Raw genomic sequence first — 21998 nt, forward strand, 5'->3', positions numbered from 1 at the left:
CGTGCATGCTCCTACCGGCGCAACGCCAGTGTCGTTTCGAAAATCAGTCGATTTCTATAGGCGAGGAAGGGAACCGGTTCGTCTCTTTTGGCCGCATCTTTTATCTTTTCGCTCAGGTAGATGATGGCGGCCTCCAGCTCTTCGGAGCCCACCGCCTCATCACGGGCGAGTTGGGTGGCGATTCTTCTGGGCATTCATACCTCCATGCGTACCGCATCATGCGGCGTCGCTAACTATAGGTGGCGCGACGAATGCGAGAAGATGTCACGTCTTTATCCACCGGGTGACGGTTATCGATTTGTGAATGCCGGTCCGTTTTGGCACAGGCTGCTTCATCATCCTGTGAGCGCAGGGAAAGGCAGTGTTGTCTTGCCGCAAAGTTTGACTATGGTCGCGCCTCCCGATCTAGACGAGGACTTCCATGGCCGCCGACATCCAAAAACTCAGCCTTGCGATTGCCGCAGAAATCAACGCGCGCCCGGATCAGGCGAAGGCGGCGATCGGTCTGCTGGATGAAGGCGCGACGGTTCCCTTCATCGCGCGCTATCGTAAGGAAGTGACCGGTGGCCTCGACGATACGCAGCTTCGCAATCTCGCCGAGCGCCTCGTCTATCTGCGTGAGCTGGAAGCCCGCCGCGTCTCGATCGTCGACAGCATCAATACCCAGGGCAAGATGACCGACGAACTGGCGGCCAAGCTTGCCGTTGCCGCCACCAAGGCCGAACTGGAAGACCTTTATCTTCCCTACAAGCCGAAGCGCCGTACCCGCGCCGAGATCGCCCGCGAGCGGGGCCTTGGCCCGCTCGCCGAAGCCATCTGGGCAGATCGCAACGCCGACCCGGCAAAGCTTGCGCAAGACTATGTTCAGGGTGAAGTCGCCGACCTGAAGACGGCGCTCGATGGCGCGCGCGATATCGTTGCCGAAACCATCTCCGAAAATGCCGATCTTCTCGGCCGCCTGCGCCAGCATATGCGCGATGGCGCCGTTCTCCGCGCCAAGGTGGTCGATGGCAAGCAGGAGGCGGGCGCAAAGTTCGCCGACTATTTCGATCACACGGAGCGCTGGGCAACCGTTCCCGGCCACCGTGCACTCGCCATGCTGCGCGGCTGGAATGAGGAAATGCTAACGCTGACGATAGATGTCGATGCCGACGACACATCCCCGGTCAAGCCGGCACAGCGCATCATTGCCGCTGCGTTTGAAATCCGCGGCTCTGGCAAGGGCGACCTGTGGCTGATGGAGGCTGCCGGCTGGACCTGGCGCGTCAAGCTCTCTGTCTCCCTGTCGCTCGATCTGATGCGGGAAATGCGCGAGCGCTCCGAAGAGGATGCAATTCACGTCTTCGCGCGTAATCTCAAGGACCTGCTTCTGGCCGCTCCTGCCGGTTCCCGCTCGACCATGGGCCTCGATCCGGGCATCCGCACTGGCGTCAAGGTCGCGATCGTCGATGCCACCGGCAAGCTGATCGACACCTCGACCGTCTATCCTTTCCCGCCGAAGAACGACCTGCGCGGTACCCAGGCTGAACTTGCCTCGCTGATCCGCAAGCATGATGTCGAACTGATCGCCATCGGCAACGGTACCGGCAGCCGCGAGACGGAAAAGCTGGTGGCCGATATGCTGTCATCCCTGCCGGGGGCCAAGCCGACCAAGGTTATCGTGTCGGAAGCCGGCGCCTCGGTCTATTCCGCCTCGGAAACGGCAGCCGCCGAATTCCCTGGGCTCGACGTGTCGCTGCGCGGCGCGGTCTCCATCGCCCGCCGCCTGCAGGACCCGCTGGCCGAACTGGTCAAGATCGAACCCAAGGCGATCGGCGTCGGCCAGTACCAGCACGATGTCGATCAGGGCAAGCTCGCCCGCTCGCTCGATGCCGTCGTCGAAGATGCGGTGAATGCCGTTGGCGTCGATCTCAATATGGCGTCTGCGCCGCTGCTCGCCCGCGTTTCGGGCTTGAGTAAATCCATTGCTGAAGCGATCGTTGCCCATCGCGATTTGAATGGCGCTTTCGCAAGCCGCAAGGATCTTCTGAAGGTCGCGCGCCTAGGCAACCGCACGTTTGAGCAGGCTGCAGGCTTCCTGCGTATTCCGAACGGCAAGGAGCCACTCGATGCCTCCTCCGTCCACCCGGAAGCCTATGGCGTGGCAAAGAAGATTGTTGCCGCCTGTGGCCGCGACCTGCGCACCCTGATGGGCGACAGCGCCGCGTTGAAGTCGGTCGATCCGCGCCAGTTCATCGACGAGCAGTTCGGTCTGCCGACGGTGAAGGACATCATCGCCGAACTGGAAAAGCCCGGCCGCGACCCGCGCCCGAGCTTCAAGACCGCCACTTTTGCGGAAGGTGTCGATGAGATCACCGATCTCAAGCCCGGCATGCTGCTGGAAGGTACCGTGACGAACGTTGCGGCCTTCGGCGCCTTCGTCGATATCGGCGTGCATCAGGACGGTCTCGTCCACGTCTCGCAACTGGCCGACAAGTTCGTCAAGGACCCGCATGAAGTCGTCAAGGCGGGTGATGTGGTGAAGGTTCGGGTAGTCGAGGTGGACGTCAAGCGCAAGCGAATCGGCTTGACAATGCGCAAGGATGGAGGCGAAAGCGCCCCGCCGCCGCGTGGTCCGGGCAAAAATGAACGCCCCGCCAATCAAAAATTCATGAAGACCGAAAAGCCTTCTTCACAAGGCGCTTTCGGCGCAGCGCTCGCAGAAGCTTTAAAAAAGCGCTGAATTTTACAAGCTTCGATGCCGTTGCTACCATTAGGTGTGCGCCGTCAAACAACCCGTTTGACGGCGTGCTGTTTCGTGTCATTTTCATGACCGGAATGTGCTTGCAGTCCGAGGAATAGACGCTAGATTTCGAAAAATAGTAAGGTTCCCTTAGTATTCAGGAGGTGGGTCCGTGAACTCGTCCCTTCACGATCTTCTTAGCAAAATCATCAAGATAGGCACTCTCACCGTCCGTGGGACGGGAGGCGAACAGCGATATGGAGGAGGGGGAGGTCGGTCGGTGGCCATCCGCTTCACCGACGAGGCATCGGAATTGGCGCTTCTGCGTGATCCGCAGTTGCAACTCGGCCAGCTCTACATGGATGGCCGTCTCCTTGTGGAAGAAGGCGACATCTATGAGTTCCTGGCCCTGATCAAGGACAACACCCTGTCCGAAGGCCTGACATTCGGCATGATCGTCCGCGGCATCGGCCGCATGATCGAGGCGCAGTTCCGTAATCGCGTTCCGATCAACCACAATCGCAAGAACGTCTCGCATCACTACGATCTCGACGAAAAGCTGTTCTCGCTGTTTCTCGACGAGGACTGGCAATATTCTTGCGCCTACTTCAACCCGCCCGGCATTTCGCTGGACGAGGCGCAGATCGCCAAGAAACGCCATATCGTGGCAAAGCTTCTGGCAGAGCCCGGCCAGAAGGCGCTGGAAATCGGCTCCGGCTGGGGCGGCATGGCGATGTATCTGTCGGAAAGCTCCGGTATCGACGTGACCGGCATCACGCTGTCGACCGAGCAGCTCAAGATCTCCCGCGAACGCGCCGCCAGGCGGGGTCTCGCCAACAGCGTCCGTTTCGAGTTGCAGGACTATTATTACCTCCCGCCGACCAAGAGCTACGATCGCATCGTCTCCGTCGGAATGTTCGAACATGTCGGCCGCCTGAACTACAAAAAGTTCTTCAACAAGGTGAACGATGTGCTCGCCGATGACGGCGTGATGGTGTTGCATTCGATCGGCCAGCCCTATCCGGCGATCTACAACAATCCGTGGATCGAAAAGTACATCTTCCCGGGCGGTTATATCCCGTCTCTGGCGGAAGTGCTTCCGGCGATCGAAAAGGCGGGACTGCTGGTCTCCGACGTTGAAATCCTGCCAATGCATTACGCCTATACGCTGCGCCACTGGCGCGAGCGCTTCATGGCCAACAGGGAAAAGGCGGCAGCGCTTTATGACGACCGTTTCGTCAGGATGTGGGAATTCTATCTCGCAGCGTCCGAAATGGCCTTCACCCACGAAGCCTTCCACATCTTCCAGATCCAGATCGTCAAGAAGCGCCAGGCCGTGCCTGATACGCGCGACTACATCTATGAGCGGGAAGCCGAGTTGCGGGCGTTTGAACAGAGCCGGTTGCCGCTGGACAAGATTGCGGTGTGATGGTGGCCCAGCTGGGGGCAGAAGACCCCTGCAAACCCTCCCCACAAGGGGGAGGGCTTAACCCGGCCGATCCCTCCGGTGAGAAATTGGCAAGAGGCCGCCACGGGTCTTCTCCCCCCCTTGTGGGGGAGATGGCCGGCAGGCCAGAGGGGGACTTGAAGGCGATGATTCTTCCATCTCCTTGACCACCCCAAATCCCCGGCGCTAGAACCTCGGCATGATGACAAACGCCCCAAATGATGCCGCTCGCGTGGCCGATGCCCCTTCCGACAATTTTGTCTATCGCGTGCTGCCGCGATCGCTATGGGGATATTCCCAGCTTGCCCGCTGGGACCGCCCGATCGGCTGGCAGCTTCTGATGTGGCCGTGCTTCTGGTCCATCGCTCTTGCGGCGGACGCGGCACCCGATGGTCTGGAGCCATCGGCAGGCACGATCATCTTCTATCTTTTCCTGATGTTCATAGGCTCGGTCGCCATGCGTGGCGCAGGCTGTGCCTATAACGATCTCGTCGACCACGATATCGACATGGAAGTGGCGCGCACCCGCTCGCGCCCGCTGCCATCTGGTCGTGTGTCCCGTTTCGGTGCCAAGGTGTTCATCATCCTGCAGGCGCTGGTCGGACTGCTTGTCCTCATTCAGTTCAACACCTTCTCGATCGTGCTCGGCATAGCCTCGCTCGCTGTCGTCGCCATCTATCCCTTTGCCAAACGTTTTACCGATTGGCCGCAGTTCTTCCTTGGGCTCGCATTCTCCTGGGGCGCGCTGATGGGCTGGGCGGCAATCTTCGGATCGCTCTCCTGGGCGCCGGTGTTTCTCTATATCGGTGCCGTTGCCTGGACGATCGGTTACGACACGATCTATGCCTATCAGGATATCGAGGATGATGAACTGATCGGTGTTCGCTCTACTGCACGGCTGTTCGGTGACAAGGCAAAACCCTGCCTTGTCGGGCTCTACGGCGTCACCGTCCTGTTTCTTTTCTTGTCCTTTATCGCAGCCGGTGCCGGTTTCTTCGCCTATGTCGGGCTGATTGCTATGGTCATTATGCTCGGCTGGCAGATTCTCATTCTGGATATCCGCAATACCGCCCAGTGCCGGGACCTGTTCCTCTCCAACAATCGTGTCGGCGCAATCCTCTTTGCTGGCCTGCTTCTCTCGCTCATTTTCTGAGACAGCGATGATGCTGAACTGAGAAAGCCCGGCTTGTTGAAGCCGGGCTTTGCGCTGCGCCTTGCAGGTTCAGGGGACGTTCCTACCGGCGCGCGATGATTTCCCGGCCTTCGATCCTCAGCGCGACGCCGAGGCTGCCGGTCGTGCGGCGAACGAGGAAGCGGGGACGCCTTGCGGCGAAATAGGAGTGACGGCGGCGCTGCTTGGTGCCATGGTTGCGCACGTCGCCGATATGGTTTTCGAGCGGACGGGCAACGCCATCGGCTTCAACCATCAGCATCGGAATATGAAAGGCTTCAGACCACGAGCGCCAGTCGGCTGCGATGTCGCAGAGATCGTGCGCTACGAGAAGCGGGATGCAGAGATCAGGATCGTCGTGATGGAGTTCGAGCGTGACGGTGACTTCACCGTCGCCATGGTCGATCGCACGGGCGGCGACACCCTTGAACGCGCGCGCCGGCAGGGCGAAGGACAGCGGCAGACCGCTACCCGGAAGGATCTTGCGCAGCACGGCGCCGCGCTCGTCGATGGTGATCGTGACATCTCCTGAGGTCTCGCGCAGCGAATAGGTAATCTGCTGCGGAAAACGAGACGGATCGAGCCTCAATGTCGACCCTGCCCAATCGGGCTTCAGAACGGTTTTGCTCATCGCTTTATGCTACCCTTGTTTTACCTGAGAGCCGCTTCCGGTTTCCCGTATTCGTTTCTCTGCGGGACTTTTGTCCTCTGATGGGCTCACATTAGGCGGCGGGGTTGCGAAAACCCCTTAAAAATCGCGGTTAAGGAAAGTTTGCCTTGGTGGATGGTTACCGAATGCCGCAATTATCGCGGTTTCTGAAGGGTGAACGCGTCAGCTTGGATTGAAGGCGTATCGCCGTGAGACACGCCCTTGCGATCGCGTTTTCGGGTCTGTGGAAAACCGTCCGGATCGCCGATTATGCAGGCCGAAAGCCTGGGACAAAAATCAGCTGTCGTCTTTTTTGGAGAAGGGTGTGAAGGCCGCGTCGATATTGGACGACAGCCACGCCAGATCCTCGTCGGCGGCTTTGAGCATGGCGGCTTCCATCCGTCGATAGCGTGAAAGAAGCTCCCGGCCGAACTCGGTAAGGCCGGCCCCACCGCCGCTTTTTCCACCATGGCGGGTAAAGATCGAAGGTTCGCGGAACATCCGGTTAATCTCGTCCGAAAGCAGCCATGCGCGCCGGTAGGACATGCCGATCGAGGCCCCGGCAGCGCGGATGGAACCATGTTCCTCGATCAGTTCGAGCAGTTGCGCCTTTCCCGGCCCGAGCCTGACGCCGATGTCGAAATCGATGCGGATCGTGGTTTTCCGGATATGGCTCATGGGGCGATGATGACCTTGCCCGGGTTCATGATGCCGGCCGGATCGAAGGATTTCTTGATCCGGGCCATAAGGTCCATCTCGATCGGCGAGCGGACATGCGCAAGCTCGTCGCGCTTCAGCTGGCCGATGCCATGTTCGGCGGATATCGACCCGCCCGCAGCAAGCACGATCCTATGGACGATCTCGTTGATCTCGCGCCAGCGGTCGAGAAACGCTTGTTTGTCGGCACCTACCGGTTGGGAGATGTTGTAGTGGATATTGCCGTCGCCCATATGGCCGAAGGCGCAGACGCGCGCGCCTGGCATGGCGGCGAGAACCGCCTTTTCTGCTTCTGCCATGAATTGGGGGATCTTCGAGACCGGCACGGACACGTCGTGCTTGATCGATCCACCTTCCGGCTTCTGAGCGCCGGACATGCTTTCACGCATCGTCCACAGCGCCTTCTGCTGCGCAACCGAGCTGGCAATCACCGCATCGCGTACCAGACCGGCCTCGAAACCCTGCTCCAGCAGCGAATGGACCATGACTTCAGCAGTCTCGGCCGAGTCCGAGGTCGATATGTCGATCAGCACATACCACGGATGCGGTTCCGAAAGCGGATCGCGCACGCCGTCGATATGGCGCGAGGTGAATTCGATGCCGATCCGAGGCATCAGCTCGAAGCCGGTCAGGGCCATGCCGCAAAGTGTCGAGGCCTTGTCGAATAGCGCGAGCGCGTCTTCGGTCGAGGCAACACCGGCAAATGCCACCTGATGACCGACCGGGCGGGGAAAGAGTTTCAGCACGGCACCTGTGATGATGCCGAGCGTGCCTTCCGCACCGATGAAGAGGTCGCGCAGGTCGTAGCCGGTATTGTCCTTCTTCAGCCGACGCAGGCCGTCCCAAATCTCGCCGGTCGGAAGCACGACTTCCAGCCCGAGGCAGAGCTGGCGCATGTTGCCATAGGCAAGCACCGCCGTGCCGCCCGCATTGGTGGAAAGATTGCCGCCGATCCTGCAGGAACCTTCGGAACCGAGCGAAAGCGGAAACAGCCGGTTCACCTCTTCCGCAGCCTTCTGCACGTCGGCAAGAATTGCGCCGCCATCGGCAACCAGCACATTGGCTACCGGATCGACGTCGCGGATGCGGTTCATACGGGCAAGAGAGACGATAACGTCATTGCCGCCGGCGCGTGGTGTCTGTCCGCCGACAAGACCGGTATTGCCGGTCTGCGGCACGATGGCGGTGCCGGTTTCGCTGGCGAGTTTCAGGATCGCCGAGACCTCCTGCGTCGAGGCAGGCTTCAGAAGCAGCGGCGAGGAACCCTTGTAGAGACCACGATCCTCCACCAGATGCGGGGCGAGGCCTGCCGCATCGCGGATCACATTGGCATCTCCGACAATCGCGGCAAAACGGTCGATCAGTCCCGAAGCCATCTCTGAACCGGCCTTTGCGCTCTCGCCTGCTGCATTGTCCATTTTCATTCCTCTCCGTCGCGTGGTGCGGCTGCCCGTCCCAGCCTGTCATTGATCGCTTCGCCCAGTCCCTCGTTCGGGATCGGCGCAACAGCGATGCTTGAGGCACCGCTGGCATCCGCGCGCTTCAAGTATTCGAACAGGTTGGCCGCTGCCTGCGCAAGGTCGGCGGATGGGCTAAGGTCGAGATCGATCGCAGCCTTTTCCGCACCGGCAACCGGCTGGCCACCGAAACGGATCAGCGCTTCGCCCGGTTCGATCGCCGTCGCGTCGAGACGCACGTTAGCGCCCGGCGCATAATGCGAGGCGAGCATGCCCGGCGCCTCGATGATCGCGGCAGGGCCTGAGCGGCGCTCAAGGTCACGCCCGGCAACATCGGCGATATGCATGGCCGCAAGACCACCGGGCCTGAGAAGCAGGATCGCGCCGGTTTCGGGATCGACGCGGATGATCGTCGACTCGACGCCGACTGGCGAAGAGCCGCCGTCGATGATCAGTTGAAGCTTGTCGCCGAGGTCGTCCATCACATGGCGTGCCGAGGTCGGGCTGATCTTGCCGGACGTGTTGGCGCTTGGTGCCGCAAGCGGCCGGCCGAAATCGCGGATCAGGTCGTTGGCAAAACCTTCCGGGCAGCGAAGCCCGACCGTTTCCAGCCCCGCGGTTGCCAGCGGATGGATGGTGCTGTCTTTCCTGAGCGGCAGGACAATGGTCAGCGGACCGGGCCAGAAGGTTTCGGCCAACTTTCTCGACGCCGGATCGAACACCGCGTACCGCTCGGCCATCTCGATATCGCAGACATGGCAGATGAGCGGATTGAACTGCGGACGCCCCTTGGTCTCGTAGATGTGCGAGATCGCATCGGCGCGCGTCGCATCCGCGGCAAGGCCGTAGACCGTTTCGGTCGGAATGGCGACGGGAAAACCGTCATTGAGCACGCGGCTTGCCTCGCTGATGGCGCGCTGGGGCTCATGGGTGATGTTTATGATTTCGGCTGTCATGCCGCTGTCAATACAGCGGAGTGCCCGTGCTTTAAAGCCTTTTGATGATTTCGCGCACTGCGGCACTGGGCGCGCCGAGCATCAGAACGTTGCGCATCGCCTCGCGCGGGCTGTTGGTCTGGAACAGAAGCCCGTTCTTGCGCCATGTCCGGTCGATCCGCGCCTGTTCGCCTGCTTCGCCTTCCACCGCGACGGCGAAATACATGCGGGAATTCCGTGGATTGATTCGGGCGAAAAACACCTCGTCGCCGCCGATCTCGGAAGAGAAGTTGGCGATGTAGAATGACCAGCTGACCATCGCATCCTGCGAAAAGAAGGTACGTGCTGCGGTCACATGGCAATAGCCCAGATGCGGGCTACCCTCCAACGTGCGGTGAAAGATGATCTTCGGCAGGTGGATAGACCGGTGAAAGCTGTTCAGCCGCTTATGCGTGGTTTCGCCGGCCGTTTCGAGCTTCTTGCCTGTCTTTTCAGCCACTTCGTCATGGGTGAGATAGCGACGTTCGTCGGGAACCCAGACAGGGCGGGAGCGTGGAATTCTGCCGGTTCGCAGGAATTCCGTATGGGCATTGCCGCTGCTTGGCGGCATCATCAAGGGCCTGGGCCTGTTGACTTCGTAATAACGGAGCTGTCCTGGCATGGTGGCGGCTCTTCCCAATGAATTTTCAAGAACACTATTAGCAAGACCTTAACAGTCGGTTTCTCCCGCAATCGGATGCTATTGCGCGATCGTCGCCAATGCAGTGGCCGATGTCGCAATGTCGTCTATGCGACAGGCCGGCGTCCCGCTTAAATATGACAAAGCTCAAGGTGCCGCCTCGCTAGGGGAGGCGGAGAATTGGGAAGCCGGCGGGTCGCAGAGATCTATCCGGCGCTGCCCCCGCAACGGTGGTGGAGTTGAAGGCATGGTAGGGGGCGACCCCGGCCACTGGGACAGAGCCGAACGGCCGACCGGGAAGGTGCCATGCAGTCCTTTTGGGACAACTCCTCAGCCCGGAAACCAGCCTGAGCTTGATGACACCGGTCGCGGAGGGCGCACGGGACGGGAATTGGCTGCATTGATTGTTGCCGGCTTGTCCATGCCCTGAAGCTTGCTTGTATTGCGAGGAAGCATATGGACATTCACAATCAGGTTCTGCGGCAGCTGAAGAACCGCCGCGAAGGTTTCAGCCTGGAACAGCCCTTTTATATCGATCCCGATTATTACAAGCTCGATCTCGAGATGATCTGGTATCGCGACTGGCTGTTTGCCGGCCACGATTGCCAGATCAACAAGGCGGGCATGTATTTTACCCTGCAGGTTGGCGACTATCCGGTTCTCGTCATCCGCACGCGCGAGGGCGATATCCGCGCCTATCACAATACCTGCCGCCATCGCGGCCACCGCGTCTGCACCAAGGAAACGGGTTCTGCGACCCGCCTCGTCTGTCCCTATCACCAGTGGACCTACCAGCATGACGGCTCGCTGATGTCGGCCCGTCATATGGGCGAGAATTTCGACAAGAAGCAGTTTGGATTGAAACCCGTCCACTGCCAGGTGGTTGCTGGCTACATCTTTATCTGCCTCGCAAAGGAAGCCCCGGATTTTGCTCCGGTTCGCGCAACGGTCGAGCCTTACATGGCGCCGCATCGCCTGCCCGAAACGAAGGTTGCTGCCCAGAACACGATCATCGAAAAGGGCAACTGGAAGCTCGTCTGGGAAAACAATCGCGAGTGTTATCACTGCGCCGGTAACCATCCGGAACTCTGCCGCACCTACCCGGAAGCGCCGACTGCGACCGGTGTGCAGGGCGCCGGCGACGATCCGTTCATTTCCGAACACTGGAGCCGCTGTGAAGCGGCCGGCCTGCCGAGCACGTTCAACATGTCGCCGGACGGCCAGTTCCGCGTGGCGCGCATGCCGCTGATCGAGGATGCCGAAAGCTACACGATGAACGGCCGTCCCGCAGTTCAACGGTCGCTCTCCGACGACGTGACGATTTCCCATATCGGCACGATGCTTCTGTTCCATTACCCGACCACCTGGAACCATATGCTGGTCGACCACGCGATCTCTTTCCGAGTCATCCCCATCGGGCCGGAAGAGACGGCGGTCACCACCACATGGCTGGTCCACAAGGATGCGGTGGAAGGCGTCGATTACGATGTCGAGCAGCTGACCCATGTCTGGAACATGACCAACGACCAGGACAGGCAGATCGTCGAGGAAAACGCCTTCGGCATCCGCTCTCCCGCCTATGAACCCGGCCCTTATTCCGAGGCGCATGAAGGTGGTGTGATGCAGTTCGTTGAGTGGTATTCGAACTTCATGATCGATCGCCTGCAGGGCAAGGACAGCACGCTTTACGCGGTGGCGTGATACTGAGCGCTCCTCCGCAATGTGCCGTCAGTTTGCGGAGGAGCCTGTTTTTACGCTGAGTGGGACGTACGATCACTCCCGATTAAGGCGTCGAAGGCTTGGTGTCTTTGGGTCGCAAGCCAGGCCCGAAAGGAAATGATCTCGGGATTGATCTCGCGCATCGCAGCAAGGTCCACGTGATCCGCCAGCGGGCCGTTATCCAGGATCGCCGCAAGCTGACCAAGATCGCTATTGGCGGCAAGGACTTCATCGGCAAAGCGGGAATAGATGACCGGACGACCGGCGGCTTCGCTGAAGATTTCCCCCAGCTGGCGCCCTGTAACCGTATCGCTCGCGATCTTAATCGTCCGTCCGCTGAACCGTATGCCATCGGCAAAGATCGCGGCGACGAATTTCCCGATGTCTTCCACGGCAATCAGTTGCATCGACTGGTCCGGCCTGAGGAAGAATGTGTACCGGCCTTCTGAAAGGCCGAATGCCGGGTTGATCAGCATATCCATGAATATCATCGGTCTGATTATGGTTGCGGTGACCGGCAGCCAACGGATATGCGCCTCGATCCGCGGCTTGGCGTCGAAACGGGCGATCCCGGTCGGTGTGTCGCCGGAACTGGCGCCCGAGGAATAGACGAGATGTGCGACGCCGCTTTCGGCCGCAAGATCGGCGATCCCGCACCCTATCCGTACCTCTTCGGTCTCTGACAGGTTGGCCGGTAAGACGCTGAACACGCCATGGGCACTGTCCATCCCGGCGCGAAATGTATCGAGATCGGCAAATGATCCTTCAACCAGTTCGGCACCCGCCTGACGAAGGGCGACGGATTTGGGGGCCGCAATGTCTCGCACAATCGCGCGAACGGGCCATCTTGCCTTCAAAAGCGCTTCGGCGACCGCTCCACCCTGCCGGCCGGTGGCGCCGAATACCAGGATTGGACGCTTGTCTTCTTTCATCTGAGAACCCTCGTGGTGAACACGGGGTCTCCATATATACTGTTGAAACACAGCCGGAAGACGGCACTATTTTCAGCCTCGGGCACACGGGTGATACTCTTGGACAATTCAGGTCGGAGCAAAACCGAAAGGCAGTTGACGCGCGATCAGGCTTTCCTGCCGCAACCTGCTAACGGAGTATGCGGGCGTCTGGGTGACAAGTGGACGGTTCAGGTCATCTGGCGCCTCTCGCTGGCAGAGGGTCGAAGGCTCCGTTTTTCGCATCTGAAAAGGGAAATCGACGGCATCACGCAGCGCATGCTGACACTGACGCTACGCGGCCTGGAACGCGACGGTTTCGTCAGGCGACACTATTTTCCCGAGGTGCCGCCGCGCGTCGAATACGAGCTGACCGAATTGGGAGCCGGCATACTGGCGTCTCTTCAGGCGCTGAATTTCTGGATCAGGGACAACTTCTCCCGCATCGAGGAAAACCGGCGCGTTTTCGACGAAGCCGGCGAATAGGGCATCTGGCATTCCTCTGCCAGGGAATATGGCGTGGAACAAATTGGTATGTATCACGTTCTAAATCGCTGATTATATGTCGAGGAAACATTCCCATGAACGCATTCCGCATGCGCATTGCCACCGCCTTAACGGCAGCGGCCGTTCTTGCTACGAGTTTTGTTCCGGTTTCGGCCGCACCTGTGATGCCGGTGGCACCGATGGCGGTGCAGGCCTCCGCCAGCCAGGCGACCGAGGTCCAATACCGTCGCGACGATCGTGACCGCCGCTATTATCGCCATGATCGCGATCGCCGCCACTACCGCCATGATCGACGCGCCTATCGGGAAGGATATTACAACGGCCATCGCGGATATCGCGAGCGCCGCCAAGGATATCGCTATCACAACGGTTACTGGTTCCCGCTGGCAGCATTCGGTGCCGCTGCGATTATCGGCGGCGCCATCGCCAACCAGCCGCGTGCTTCGGGGGGCAGCCATTATCAGTGGTGCGCCAATCGCTACCGGACTTATCGAGCTTCGGATAATACCTATGTCGCCAGCGCCGGCGTCCGCCGCTCTTGCGTTTCGCCTTACAGGTAAGCGGATATCATGACGAACAAGCCCGGACGCTCACGCGGCCGGGCTTTCACATTTCCGCGCATAGCATGCATTCAGGACAAAAATCCTAGCGTTGGAATGTTTGTTGACTATCCTGTGAGTTGGTGGCGCGGGAGGCGTCACCTCTTCAACTAAGGGAATGGAGAGTACGAAATGACTCTGTTCAAGAAATTTGCCGTTGCAGCTGTTTCAGCCGTCGTTCTTGCTGGATCACTCGGAACCGCGCAGGCGCTGCCGCTGCCAGCCGCACCGAATGCGCAGTTCGTATCCGACGTAAGCAACGTGCAATATTATCGCGACCGCGGCTGGCGTGGCGATGGCCCGCGCCGCGGCTGGTACGGAGGTCATCGCGGTTACCGCTACCACCGTGACGGATATCGTCGTCACAATGATGGCTACTGGTATCCGCTTGCAGCCTTCGGTGCCGGCGCGATCATCGGAGGAGCGATCGCTTCGCAGCCACGTTATGTCGAGCCCGCACCCCGGCCTGCTTATAGCGGCGGAGGCGGCTTGAACCCGCGCCACTATGAATGGTGTGCGGGCCGCTACCGGTCCTATGATAGCTATTCGAACTCGTTCCAGCCGTATAACGGCCCACGCCAGACCTGTTATTCGCCCTACTACTGAGTGGGGTGGGAAATGGCACGATAGATCGGCCCGCGCTTCGGCGCGGGTTTTTCGTTTGCGCATTACAGAATGCCGACCCGCCTTAGTAGCCACCAAGCGGCGGCAACCGAAAGCCCGATCGCGCCGAAGGCGAACAGCGTGCCATGCTCCAGATGCGCAAATGGCAGGCCTTCCGTATTCATCCCGAAAAAGCCGGTGACCAGCGACGGTGGCAACAGGAAGGCGGTCATCAGCGACAGGATGTAGAGGTGGCGGTTGGTTTCCGACGAAAGCTTGGAATCGATTTCCTCATGCAGCAGCCGTGCCCGTTCCTGCAGCGCATAGACATCATGATCGACCGCTTCCAGACGGCTGATCAGTCGTGATGCCGCATCATCGAAACCATCCGGCATCTCGTCCTCGTCGGAAGCCGCGGCCCGTCGCATCAGGGTCAGCACCGTTCGCAGATGCCGGTGAAGCCGAACGACGGTGCGGCGCACGGGCGCGAGCTTGCGGCGTTCGTCACGCGGTGCGTTGTCGTAGACGAAATCCTCGATCAGGTTCAGCTCTTCCGTCAGTTCCATGACAAGCGTGATCAGTGTTCGCTGGAATTCCGCCACCAGCGTCTCGAACACGTCGATCGGCCGTTTGAAGCGTGCCGCATTCTTTTCCATCTGCGCCTTGAGCCGGTCAATGGAACGCAGCGGCTGCAGACGCGTGGTGATGATGATGCGGTCGGAGACGAAAAAATGCAGCCAGCCGATATCGCGCGTTTCGCTGTCGAACTCCTTCTGGAAGTCGATCAGCGTGCCGTAGATCAGCTGCTCGTCGAGAATGATCGCCGCATGGGTGTCACGCGTGGTGAGAGCCGCAAGCACCGGCGGCGTCACACCCGGCAGGCTTTCCAGAAACGCCGGTACCCGGCTGTCGGCAAGGTTCAGATGCAGCCAGAGAAAACCGTCGCCGCTATCCAGCTCTCGCGCCGTCGTCTCGAGCGGTAGCCGTGCGCAGGAGCGCGTCGGCGCATCGAAGCGGTAGGCCCAGACGAGACCGGGAATGGCAGGCGTCATCAGCGGTGGCGTATCCATCGGCAGAACTCCGGTATCCTGAAGACCTTCTAGATCAAACTCGCGAAAGAATCTTTATCGCCGCGGCATCCTGCATTTTATCATTTTTCTTTCCCCTCATGCGCGACTGCTTCATGATGGAACAACCTGCCGATTGACAATCTCCTTTACGTTTACGTAAAAGGAATTACTTGTCCCGAGAGGCAAGGCTGCACTTCTGATGAGGAGGATCATATGTACAGCGCCCCGGTGGAGGAGATTGCCTTCACGTTGAACCATGTTGCCGGTCTTTCCGCGGCCCTGGAGGAGGGGCGCTTCGGCGACCTCAGCGGCGATCTGGTGGCGGCAATCCTTGAGGAGGCCGGACGCTTCGCCTCGAGCGAGATCGCGCCGCTCGGCGAGAGGGGCGACCGCGAAGGCGCGAAACTCGAAGACGGCGAGGTGACGACGCCGAAGGGCTGGCCCGACCTTTATCGTCGCTGGCGCGAAGGCGGCTGGAACGGACTGACCGCGCCGGAGGCTTATGGCGGCCAGAACCTGCCGCATATGCTCAATGTCGCAGCGCTCGAAATGTGGAACTCAGCCTCAATGGCCTTCGCGCTGGCCCCGACACTGACGATGGGCGCGATCGAGGCGCTCGCAGCCCACGGCTCGGATGAACTCAAAGAAGTCTTTCTGGAAAAGATGGTGTCCGGCGAATGGACCGGCACGATGAACCTCACGGAACCGCATGCCGGCTCCGATCTCGGCGTGCTGAAGACCCGCGCCGAGCCGCGCGACGATGGCACCTATCGCATCTTCGGCCAGAAGATTTTCATCACCTGGGGCGAGCATGATGCCGCCGACAACATCATCCATCTGGTCCTCGCCCGTTTGGCGGACGCACCGGCCGGCACACGTGGCATCTCGCTGTTTCTGGTGCCGAAATTCCTGGTCAACGAGGATGGATCACTCGGTGAGCGCAACGACGTTCTCTGCCACTCGATCGAACACAAGCTCGGCATTCACGGCTCTCCCACCTGCACGATGATTTTCGGTGACGGCCGGTTCGGCGAGGAATGGGGTGCTGTCGGTTATCTCGTCGGCGAGGAAAACAAAGGTCTCGCCTGCATGTTCACGATGATGAACAACGCACGCCTCGCCGTCGGCATCCAGGGTGTCGCGATTGCCGAAGCCGCGACCCAGAAGGCCATCGCCTTCGCCAAGGAACGCACGCAGGGCAAGGCGCCGAACTGGTCGGGAAACGATAAAAGCACCGTCCAGAACGGGGGCCAGAACGGGGGAATGAGCCCGATCGTCGAGCATCCGGATGTCGCCCAGATGCTTTTGACCATGAAGGCACTGACCCAAGGCGCACGAGCCATTTGTTATGCCTGCGCCCATGCCACCGACATGTCCCATCATCATGAGGGTGAAGAGGCCAAACATTGGGCAGAGCGTGCGGCCCTGCTGACCCCGATCGCCAAATCCTTCTCCACCGATATCGGCGTCGATGTCGCCTCGCTTGGCATTCAGGTCCATGGAGGAATGGGCTTCATCGAAGAGACCGGTGCGGCGCGTTATCTGCGCGATGCCCGCATCGCCCCGATCTATGAAGGCACAAACGGCATTCAGGCGATCGACCTCGTCACCCGCAAGCTGCCGCTTTCCGGCGGCGATCAGGTGAAGGGGTTGCTTGCCGAGTTGAAGCAGGTGGCCGAAGAGATCGCCGTCCGCAACGATCCCGATTTCGGCGAAACCGGTGACCGGCTGCGCGCCGCAATCGCTGCTCTGGAGGCTGCAACCGCCTGGCTGCTGGTGGCGCAGGCGGATGGCCGTACGGCCGATGCTCTGGCAGGAGCGACGCCCTATCAGCGCCTCTTCGGCCTCGTCCTGACCGGCGTCTATCTCGCCAGGGGCGGGCTGGTCGCAGCCGATAACGGCGAGGGGAGCGGCCGCGTCAACCTCTGCCGCTTCATGGCGGAAAACCTGCTCGCCGAAACCTCGGCGCTCAAGGATCGCGTCATCGCAGGCTCCGCCAGCCTTGCCGCCGCCCGCAGCCTGCTGGATTGAGGAAGATATCTTGACCGAACATATCATCGTCGATCGTACCGATGCCTATCCCGGCGTGCTGGTCATCCGTTTCAACCGGCCGGAAAAGAAGAACGCCATCACCGCCGCCATGTATCAGCGCATGACGGCCGCGCTTGAAGAGGCCAATGCCGATGACGAGGTGAAGGCCGTCGTGTTTCTTGGCACCGAAGGCTGCTTTTCCGCCGGCAACGACATGGGCGATTTCGTCGGTTACGCGATGTCGGGCACCACGGAGCCGCCGGCCGGCGCCCTGTTCATCAAGGCGCTGGCACTGGCCGAAAAGCCGCTCGTCTCCGGCGTCGACGGGCTGGCGATCGGTATCGGCACGACACTCAACCTCCATTGCGACCTGACGGTCGCTTCTGGCCGCAGCCTGTTCAGGACGCCCTTCGTCGATTTGGCGCTTGTCCCGGAAGCTGCATCGAGCCTGCTTGCGCCGAGGATCATCGGCCATCAACGCGCCTTCGCGCTTCTGGTGGCCGGCGAAGGCTTTTCCGCCGAGGCAGCACTCGAAGCCGGCATGATCTGGAAGGTTGTCGCTCCGAATGCGGTGGAGATGGAGGCGCTGGCAATCGGTGCCGAACTTGCCAAGAAACCGCCCCAGGCGCTGCAGATCGCCCGCGATCTCGTTCGCGGCCCGCGCGATGAGGTGTTGGCGCGGATCGATGACGAACTCGTCCATTTTTCCGCTCGTCTGAAAAGCGCCGAGGCGCGGGCCGCCTTCGAAGCCTTCCTTCGTCGTTAGAAGAATAGGGGCAGCCTGCCGATGCGACTGTGAGGTCGGCACCGGCAGGCCTTGCCTGCGGGCGGGCGGGCAGTCTCGGTTGTTTACGGCTGCGGTTCCAATGCCTGTTCCAGGGCGGTGCCGACCGGGTTGATATCGCCGACGAAGCGGATCAGGTCCGCCATGGTGAAATGCCCGGCCTTGGCGCTCGGCAATTCCGGCTTCCAGTCGGACCGCTGCCAGAGGAAGGAATCGTGATCGCCATGCACCATGCCGAGAAAGGTTTCGGCGACGATGGTCGAGGCCATCGGGCCGAGGCGTTCGCCCTTGTGGTAATGCTCCGCCTCTTTCAGCGCATAATACCAGAGCGGCGTTTCCTCATGCAGCCCGTGTTTCTTGGCGGCCTTGCCGTCAGGCCCGGTCGCAACCTGCGCCGGTTTCAGCGGCGTGAGGCCCATCGCCCGACAGACAGCCTGGCCGGACGGAAGCCCGATCTGCACGCCGCGGCGCAGGTTACGGAAGGCGAGGTTGAATTCCCGCACCAGCTGCGGCGGTGCCTCGGGTATCAGCCCCGGCAGCGTATGTAGCGCCGGTGTCAGCAATGGGTCGAGACGGCGGCTGTGGTTGAGTGCGAAGTTGCCGCCGGCCGGCGTGCCGAGATCGAAATAACGCCGCCAGTCGATCACCCAGTTGGAGGGCAGCGTGTTCTGCGCCGCAGGAGGCGGGGCAGGCGGCACGGGCGCGAATTCGCCGGTGATCGATCCTGACTTGCCGGTGAAGAAGAACAGAAGCCCCAGCGTGCCATTGGCGATCGAATCCGCCGTCGGGTTGAATACCTGGTTATGGCTGTAGGTCTGCCGCACCATCGAATGCCCGAGCCGGTAACAGGCAGCGGCAAATTCCGCTGGCATGTAGGGCCGCTGCTTGAACCGGTAGAAACGCCGGCCCTGATGCTTGATCTTCTGGATGAGGCCCGGCTCGGTCAGCCGTTCGACGAAATCGAACAGCACGATCCACTGGTAGTGCCAGGTGACGATCCGCCTTGTTTCCTTGAAAAGCGCGTCGTCGCTGAGGCCGGGATTTGCGGCGACCACCCTGTCGAATACCTTGTTGTGGAACTTCAACATCAGAAGATGCATCTGCGCCACCAAAAGGTTCTCGTCATTGCGCTCGTCGAAGATCAGCGCATGTCCGACCTGGTTGCGCGGCAGGTCGTTGGGCAGTGTCGGGATGGAGCGGCCATTCTGGTCGGGTGATTGCGCCGCATGTCCGATCAGCATCTTGCCGATGATCTTCGGCTTGGCGGGATCGCGCTGGTAGAGATAGGGATGGATGCCCGGCCCGTCGCCATAAAGCGAATCGAGGTCGAGCGCCGGTGTGCGGAAATTCACCGTCGCCAGCGGATCGGCCTTCTGCTGGTCGAGCGGCGTCGTGTCCAGCGTGATGTCGTGGTCGATGAATTGGCCGAGATAGGTATAGCCCGCCGGGATGTTCATGTTGTCGCCCGCGGGATCGGGATTGCCCGCCGCATCGAGCCTGTCCAGCATCGCTGCCGCCAGTTCCGCAAGCGCATCATCGCTGGCCGAAAGCGGCAGAAGATTTGGAAACATCACCCCGAATTTGCCGGGATCGCCTATGCCGTCGAAGGAATGCAGCGTCTCCGGTTTCATCCCGCGCACGCCATGCCCATGCATCGCTACGTCTGTCATGATTTCCCCTCCCGTCGCAGCAAAGCAAGTCATTTGCTTCCACAGGCTGCGAGGCGGCGAAATATGCTCTCGTCCTAATGTTCGGTAAATTGGAGGGAATTCAAAAGTGCCGAAAGCAATACCGGAAGGTGTATCTTCGCGGCACTTCAGAATGAGCCTGCCCCGAACTGGGGCGAGGTTTGCGTCAGATTAACGCGAAAGCAGCGCCACGGCTTCCACATGCGTCGACCAGAGGAACTGGTCGATCGGCGTCACCGACTTGATGCGATAGCCCGCATCGACGAGAATTTTGAGGTCTCGCGCAAGTGTTGCAGGGTTGCAGGAAACGGCCACGACCGTCTTGATCCCGGAGCGGACAAGCTCCTTCACCTGAACTTCGGCGCCGGCGCGCGGTGGGTCGAAGACGGCCGCATCATAGACCTTCAGTTCCTGCGCCATCATCGGACGACGGAAGAGGTCGCGCTTTTCCACCGTGACCGGTTTCAGCCCCTGCGTGTTGCGCGCCGCAAGATCGAGCGCCTTGATCGACTTGTCCTCGCCCTCGACCGCATGCACTTTCGCCTTGCGGGCTATCCTGAGCGAAAACGTACCCGAGCCGGCAAACAGGTCGATCACCCGCTTGGCCTTGCCGAGATGGTTCATCACCAGTTCCGCCATCGCCTCTTCCGCGGGCTTGGTCGCCTGGGTGAAGGCTCCGGGCGGCGGCGACACGTTGACACCGCCGAAATCGATGATCGGCTTCGTCGGTTCGAGAATGATCTCGCCATTCACCGAAACCCGCGCAATGCCTTTCAGCGAAAGCACGGCTTCGGTCACGGCACGACGCTGTTTGTCGTCGAGCTTTTTCAGTCCATCAGCCGCCAGATCAAGCCCGGATAGCGTCTCGAGCACCGTCAGGTGGAAGCTCTCGGACCCTTGAGCAAGCGCTGCTGCCACTGTGCGGATCGCGGGAAGCCTCGCCACGATACCGGGCGAGGTGATGGGACATTCTTCGATTGATACGATGTGGTTGGTCTCGGCGCGATTGAAGCCGAGAAGCAGCTCCTTCTCTGTGCGGCGCACGGAAAATACGGCGCGGCGTCGCTCGCCGGGATGGCACGCAATGGTCTCCCCGACTTCCGGTGTCAGCCCGCGCGCCTTCAGCGCATCAATGACCAATTCACGCTTGAAAGCGTTATAGGCCGGTGCCGCCAGATGCTGCAGCGAACAGCCGCCGCAATTGTCCCGGTCGGGATTGAAATGCCGACAGATCGGCTCGATCCGGTCCGGGGACGGATTGGAGGTCGACATGACGGTACCGTAATCGCCGTTGCGGGCGATTGCCAACGTTTCGCCGGGCAGCGCGTAAGGCACATAAACCGGCCCGTATTCACTTTCGGCAACGCCATGGCCCTGTGCGCCGAGCTTTTCGATCGTGACGGTGACCGTACTCATGATGGCTTCCTTCCGCCAAGCAGGAATTCGACATTGCCGTCGCCGCCAGCGATCGGCGAGGGGATCATCCCGAGACTTTCCCACTCCATCTCTTCGACGAGCCAGCGCTGCAGTTCCGCCGCAACATCCGGCGCAGTCTCCGGCTGTTTCAGCATGCCGCCCTTGCCGACATTTTCGCGGCCCGCTTCGAACTGCGGCTTGACCAGCAGCACGCAATGGCTGCCCGGTTCCGCCAGTTCGAGCGCCGGCGGCAGGGCAAGCTTCAGCGAGATGAACGAGACGTCGGAAACGATGAAATCGACCGGCTCGTCATCGATGTCGTCCGCCGTCATCTCGCGGGCATTCAGGCCCTCGATATTGGTGACGCGCTCATCGCTGAGCAGCCGCTCATGCATCTGGTCATGGCCGACATCCACGGCGATGACGTGGGCGGCACCGCGCTCCAGCAGAACCTGGGTAAATCCACCCGTCGACGCGCCGACATCGAGGCAGGTCAGGCCTTCCGGATCGAGGCCGAAATGGTCGAGCGCCGCAATCAGTTTCAGCGCCGCGCGCGAGACATAGGTGCTGGCCGGATCATCGACGACGATCTCGGCCTCCGACGAGACGGACTGCGCGGGCTTGGTCACGACCTTGCCATCGACCTTCACGGTGCCGCGCGCAATCGCGTCGCGCGCCCGCGAGCGGCTGTCGAAAAGGTTGAGCGAGACCAGCAGCTGGTCGAGACGGACGGATGAGGAGTGTTGGTTCATGCGGCTCTCTTGGCGGTTTCCGTGTCGCAAGGCAAGCAATTCCAGCAAAAGCAGGTATCAGTTCCGCCTCCGGATTGGAGCAAAAGCGAAACAGACAGGCGA

Annotated in this window: 20 protein-coding genes and 1 riboswitch; of the genes, 9 read left to right on the forward strand and 11 right to left on the reverse strand. The window is 60.7% G+C overall.

Annotated elements, in window-relative coordinates; translation table 11 throughout:
* Positions 1-11: 11 nt before the first annotated feature.
* Positions 12-194, reverse strand: a complete 183-nt coding sequence (locus ACI3K0_RS06200; RefSeq protein ID WP_148142863.1) for a hypothetical protein — start codon at positions 192-194, stop codon at positions 12-14.
* A gap of 227 nt (positions 195-421) precedes the next feature.
* Between ACI3K0_RS06200 and ACI3K0_RS06205 the strand changes: the two genes are divergently transcribed.
* From ACI3K0_RS06205 to ubiA, 3 genes are all read left to right on the forward strand, one after another.
* Positions 422-2722 (forward strand): Tex family protein, encoded by a 2301-nt coding sequence (locus ACI3K0_RS06205; protein WP_183823050.1) that lies wholly within the window; start codon positions 422-424, stop codon positions 2720-2722.
* A gap of 172 nt (positions 2723-2894) precedes the next feature.
* Positions 2895-4151, forward strand: a complete 1257-nt coding sequence (locus tag ACI3K0_RS06210; RefSeq protein WP_148142861.1) for a cyclopropane-fatty-acyl-phospholipid synthase family protein — start codon at positions 2895-2897, stop codon at positions 4149-4151.
* A 220-nt stretch (positions 4152-4371) separates the two neighbouring features.
* Positions 4372-5322 carry a 4-hydroxybenzoate octaprenyltransferase gene (gene ubiA, locus ACI3K0_RS06215; RefSeq protein ID WP_404945289.1) on the forward strand — a complete coding sequence of 317 codons (951 nt, stop codon included), beginning with the start codon at positions 4372-4374 and terminating at the stop codon, positions 5320-5322.
* Between the two features lie 82 nt (positions 5323-5404).
* Here the strand turns inward: ubiA and ACI3K0_RS06220 are convergent, their stop codons facing one another.
* The 5 genes from ACI3K0_RS06220 to ACI3K0_RS06240 all read right to left on the reverse strand — a co-directional run bounded on the left by ACI3K0_RS06220 (position 5405) and on the right by ACI3K0_RS06240 (position 9711).
* Positions 5405-5971: a DUF6101 family protein gene (locus tag ACI3K0_RS06220; RefSeq protein WP_148142860.1), complete on the reverse strand. Its 567-nt coding sequence runs from the start codon at positions 5969-5971 to the stop codon at positions 5405-5407.
* Between the two features lie 315 nt (positions 5972-6286).
* Positions 6287-6667 carry a winged helix-turn-helix domain-containing protein gene (locus tag ACI3K0_RS06225; RefSeq protein WP_148142859.1) on the reverse strand — a complete coding sequence of 127 codons (381 nt, stop codon included), beginning with the start codon at positions 6665-6667 and terminating at the stop codon, positions 6287-6289.
* Entirely contained in the window at positions 6664-8124 is a 1461-nt protein-coding gene (locus ACI3K0_RS06230; protein ID WP_404945134.1) for an FAD-binding oxidoreductase, read from the reverse strand. Before ACI3K0_RS06230 ends, ACI3K0_RS06225 begins: the two co-directional genes overlap by 4 nt.
* Before the next feature lie 2 nt (positions 8125-8126).
* Positions 8127-9119, reverse strand: a complete 993-nt coding sequence (locus tag ACI3K0_RS06235) for an L-threonylcarbamoyladenylate synthase (protein ID WP_206824187.1) — start codon at positions 9117-9119, stop codon at positions 8127-8129.
* A 31-nt stretch (positions 9120-9150) separates the two neighbouring features.
* Positions 9151-9711, reverse strand: coding sequence for a DUF6656 family protein (locus ACI3K0_RS06240; RefSeq protein WP_286194183.1), 561 nt, complete (start codon positions 9709-9711; stop codon positions 9151-9153).
* A gap of 199 nt (positions 9712-9910) precedes the next feature.
* Positions 9911-10143: riboswitch (cobalamin riboswitch) on the forward strand.
* 90 nt (positions 10144-10233) lie between these two features.
* On the opposite strand from ACI3K0_RS06240, the gene ACI3K0_RS06245 reads away from it, so the two are divergent.
* Entirely contained in the window at positions 10234-11478 is a 1245-nt protein-coding gene (locus tag ACI3K0_RS06245) for an aromatic ring-hydroxylating dioxygenase subunit alpha (protein WP_183823039.1), read from the forward strand.
* Between the two features lie 50 nt (positions 11479-11528).
* Here the strand turns inward: ACI3K0_RS06245 and ACI3K0_RS06250 are convergent, their stop codons facing one another.
* The gene (locus ACI3K0_RS06250; RefSeq protein WP_183823037.1) at positions 11529-12428 is read right to left on the reverse strand and encodes an NmrA/HSCARG family protein; all 900 of its coding nucleotides are present in this window, start codon (positions 12426-12428) and stop codon (positions 11529-11531) included.
* A gap of 135 nt (positions 12429-12563) precedes the next feature.
* Between ACI3K0_RS06250 and ACI3K0_RS06255 the strand changes: the two genes are divergently transcribed.
* From ACI3K0_RS06255 to ACI3K0_RS06265, 3 genes are all read left to right on the forward strand, one after another.
* On the forward strand, positions 12564-12932 hold the full coding sequence (locus ACI3K0_RS06255; RefSeq protein WP_246435944.1) for a helix-turn-helix domain-containing protein: 369 nt from the start codon (positions 12564-12566) through the stop codon (positions 12930-12932).
* Between the two features lie 95 nt (positions 12933-13027).
* On the forward strand, positions 13028-13513 hold the full coding sequence (locus ACI3K0_RS06260; RefSeq protein ID WP_148142853.1) for a BA14K family protein: 486 nt from the start codon (positions 13028-13030) through the stop codon (positions 13511-13513).
* Between the two features lie 171 nt (positions 13514-13684).
* A complete protein-coding gene (locus tag ACI3K0_RS06265; protein ID WP_183823033.1) occupies positions 13685-14158 on the forward strand; it encodes a BA14K family protein in 474 nt (157 codons plus the stop codon).
* Between the two features lie 62 nt (positions 14159-14220).
* Here ACI3K0_RS06265 and ACI3K0_RS06270 read toward each other — a convergent pair whose 3' ends face one another.
* On the reverse strand, positions 14221-15225 hold the full coding sequence (locus ACI3K0_RS06270; protein ID WP_183823031.1) for a transporter: 1005 nt from the start codon (positions 15223-15225) through the stop codon (positions 14221-14223).
* A 213-nt stretch (positions 15226-15438) separates the two neighbouring features.
* Here ACI3K0_RS06270 and ACI3K0_RS06275 point away from each other — a divergent pair, with 213 nt between their 5' ends.
* Both ACI3K0_RS06275 and ACI3K0_RS06280 read left to right on the forward strand, forming a co-directional pair.
* Positions 15439-17256 carry an acyl-CoA dehydrogenase gene (locus tag ACI3K0_RS06275; protein ID WP_183823029.1) on the forward strand — a complete coding sequence of 606 codons (1818 nt, stop codon included), beginning with the start codon at positions 15439-15441 and terminating at the stop codon, positions 17254-17256.
* 10 nt (positions 17257-17266) lie between these two features.
* On the forward strand, positions 17267-18022 hold the full coding sequence (locus tag ACI3K0_RS06280) for a crotonase/enoyl-CoA hydratase family protein (RefSeq protein ID WP_183823027.1): 756 nt from the start codon (positions 17267-17269) through the stop codon (positions 18020-18022).
* 83 nt (positions 18023-18105) lie between these two features.
* On the opposite strand, the gene ACI3K0_RS06285 is transcribed toward ACI3K0_RS06280, so the two are convergent.
* The 3 genes from ACI3K0_RS06285 to ACI3K0_RS06295 all read right to left on the reverse strand — a co-directional run bounded on the left by ACI3K0_RS06285 (position 18106) and on the right by ACI3K0_RS06295 (position 21896).
* Complete coding sequence (locus ACI3K0_RS06285; protein WP_183823026.1) at positions 18106-19710, reverse strand: heme peroxidase family protein; 1605 nt, start codon at positions 19708-19710, stop codon at positions 18106-18108.
* A 189-nt stretch (positions 19711-19899) separates the two neighbouring features.
* Entirely contained in the window at positions 19900-21144 is a 1245-nt protein-coding gene (locus ACI3K0_RS06290; RefSeq protein ID WP_183823023.1) for a class I SAM-dependent RNA methyltransferase, read from the reverse strand.
* Positions 21141-21896: a TlyA family RNA methyltransferase gene (locus ACI3K0_RS06295; protein ID WP_183823021.1), complete on the reverse strand. Its 756-nt coding sequence runs from the start codon at positions 21894-21896 to the stop codon at positions 21141-21143. The genes ACI3K0_RS06290 and ACI3K0_RS06295 overlap by 4 nt, the downstream gene beginning before the upstream one ends.
* Positions 21897-21998: the final 102 nt, after the last annotated feature.

Source organism: Rhizobium sp. ZW T2_16 (assembly GCF_044987325.1).
GTDB classification, from domain to species: Bacteria; Pseudomonadota; Alphaproteobacteria; order Rhizobiales; family Rhizobiaceae; genus Neorhizobium; species Neorhizobium cellulosilyticum.

Coding starts and splice junctions, on each gene's coding strand:
- ACI3K0_RS06240 (WP_286194183.1), bottom strand. CDS start 9,711: ATGATGCCGCCAAGCAGCGGCAATGCCCATACGGAATTCCTGCGAACC.
- ACI3K0_RS06285 (WP_183823026.1), bottom strand. CDS start 19,710: ATGACAGACGTAGCGATGCATGGGCATGGCGTGCGCGGGATGAAACCG.
- ubiA (WP_404945289.1), top strand. CDS start 4,372: ATGACAAACGCCCCAAATGATGCCGCTCGCGTGGCCGATGCCCCTTCC.
- ACI3K0_RS06200 (WP_148142863.1), bottom strand. CDS start 194: ATGCCCAGAAGAATCGCCACCCAACTCGCCCGTGATGAGGCGGTGGGC.
- ACI3K0_RS06205 (WP_183823050.1), top strand. CDS start 422: ATGGCCGCCGACATCCAAAAACTCAGCCTTGCGATTGCCGCAGAAATC.
- ACI3K0_RS06220 (WP_148142860.1), bottom strand. CDS start 5,971: ATGAGCAAAACCGTTCTGAAGCCCGATTGGGCAGGGTCGACATTGAGG.
- ACI3K0_RS06270 (WP_183823031.1), bottom strand. CDS start 15,225: ATGGATACGCCACCGCTGATGACGCCTGCCATTCCCGGTCTCGTCTGG.
- ACI3K0_RS06275 (WP_183823029.1), top strand. CDS start 15,439: ATGTACAGCGCCCCGGTGGAGGAGATTGCCTTCACGTTGAACCATGTT.
- ACI3K0_RS06245 (WP_183823039.1), top strand. CDS start 10,234: ATGGACATTCACAATCAGGTTCTGCGGCAGCTGAAGAACCGCCGCGAA.
- ACI3K0_RS06290 (WP_183823023.1), bottom strand. CDS start 21,144: ATGAGTACGGTCACCGTCACGATCGAAAAGCTCGGCGCACAGGGCCAT.
- ACI3K0_RS06235 (WP_206824187.1), bottom strand. CDS start 9,119: ATGACAGCCGAAATCATAAACATCACCCATGAGCCCCAGCGCGCCATC.
- ACI3K0_RS06230 (WP_404945134.1), bottom strand. CDS start 8,124: ATGGACAATGCAGCAGGCGAGAGCGCAAAGGCCGGTTCAGAGATGGCT.
- ACI3K0_RS06260 (WP_148142853.1), top strand. CDS start 13,028: ATGAACGCATTCCGCATGCGCATTGCCACCGCCTTAACGGCAGCGGCC.
- ACI3K0_RS06225 (WP_148142859.1), bottom strand. CDS start 6,667: ATGAGCCATATCCGGAAAACCACGATCCGCATCGATTTCGACATCGGC.
- ACI3K0_RS06265 (WP_183823033.1), top strand. CDS start 13,685: ATGACTCTGTTCAAGAAATTTGCCGTTGCAGCTGTTTCAGCCGTCGTT.
- ACI3K0_RS06250 (WP_183823037.1), bottom strand. CDS start 12,428: ATGAAAGAAGACAAGCGTCCAATCCTGGTATTCGGCGCCACCGGCCGG.
- ACI3K0_RS06295 (WP_183823021.1), bottom strand. CDS start 21,896: ATGAACCAACACTCCTCATCCGTCCGTCTCGACCAGCTGCTGGTCTCG.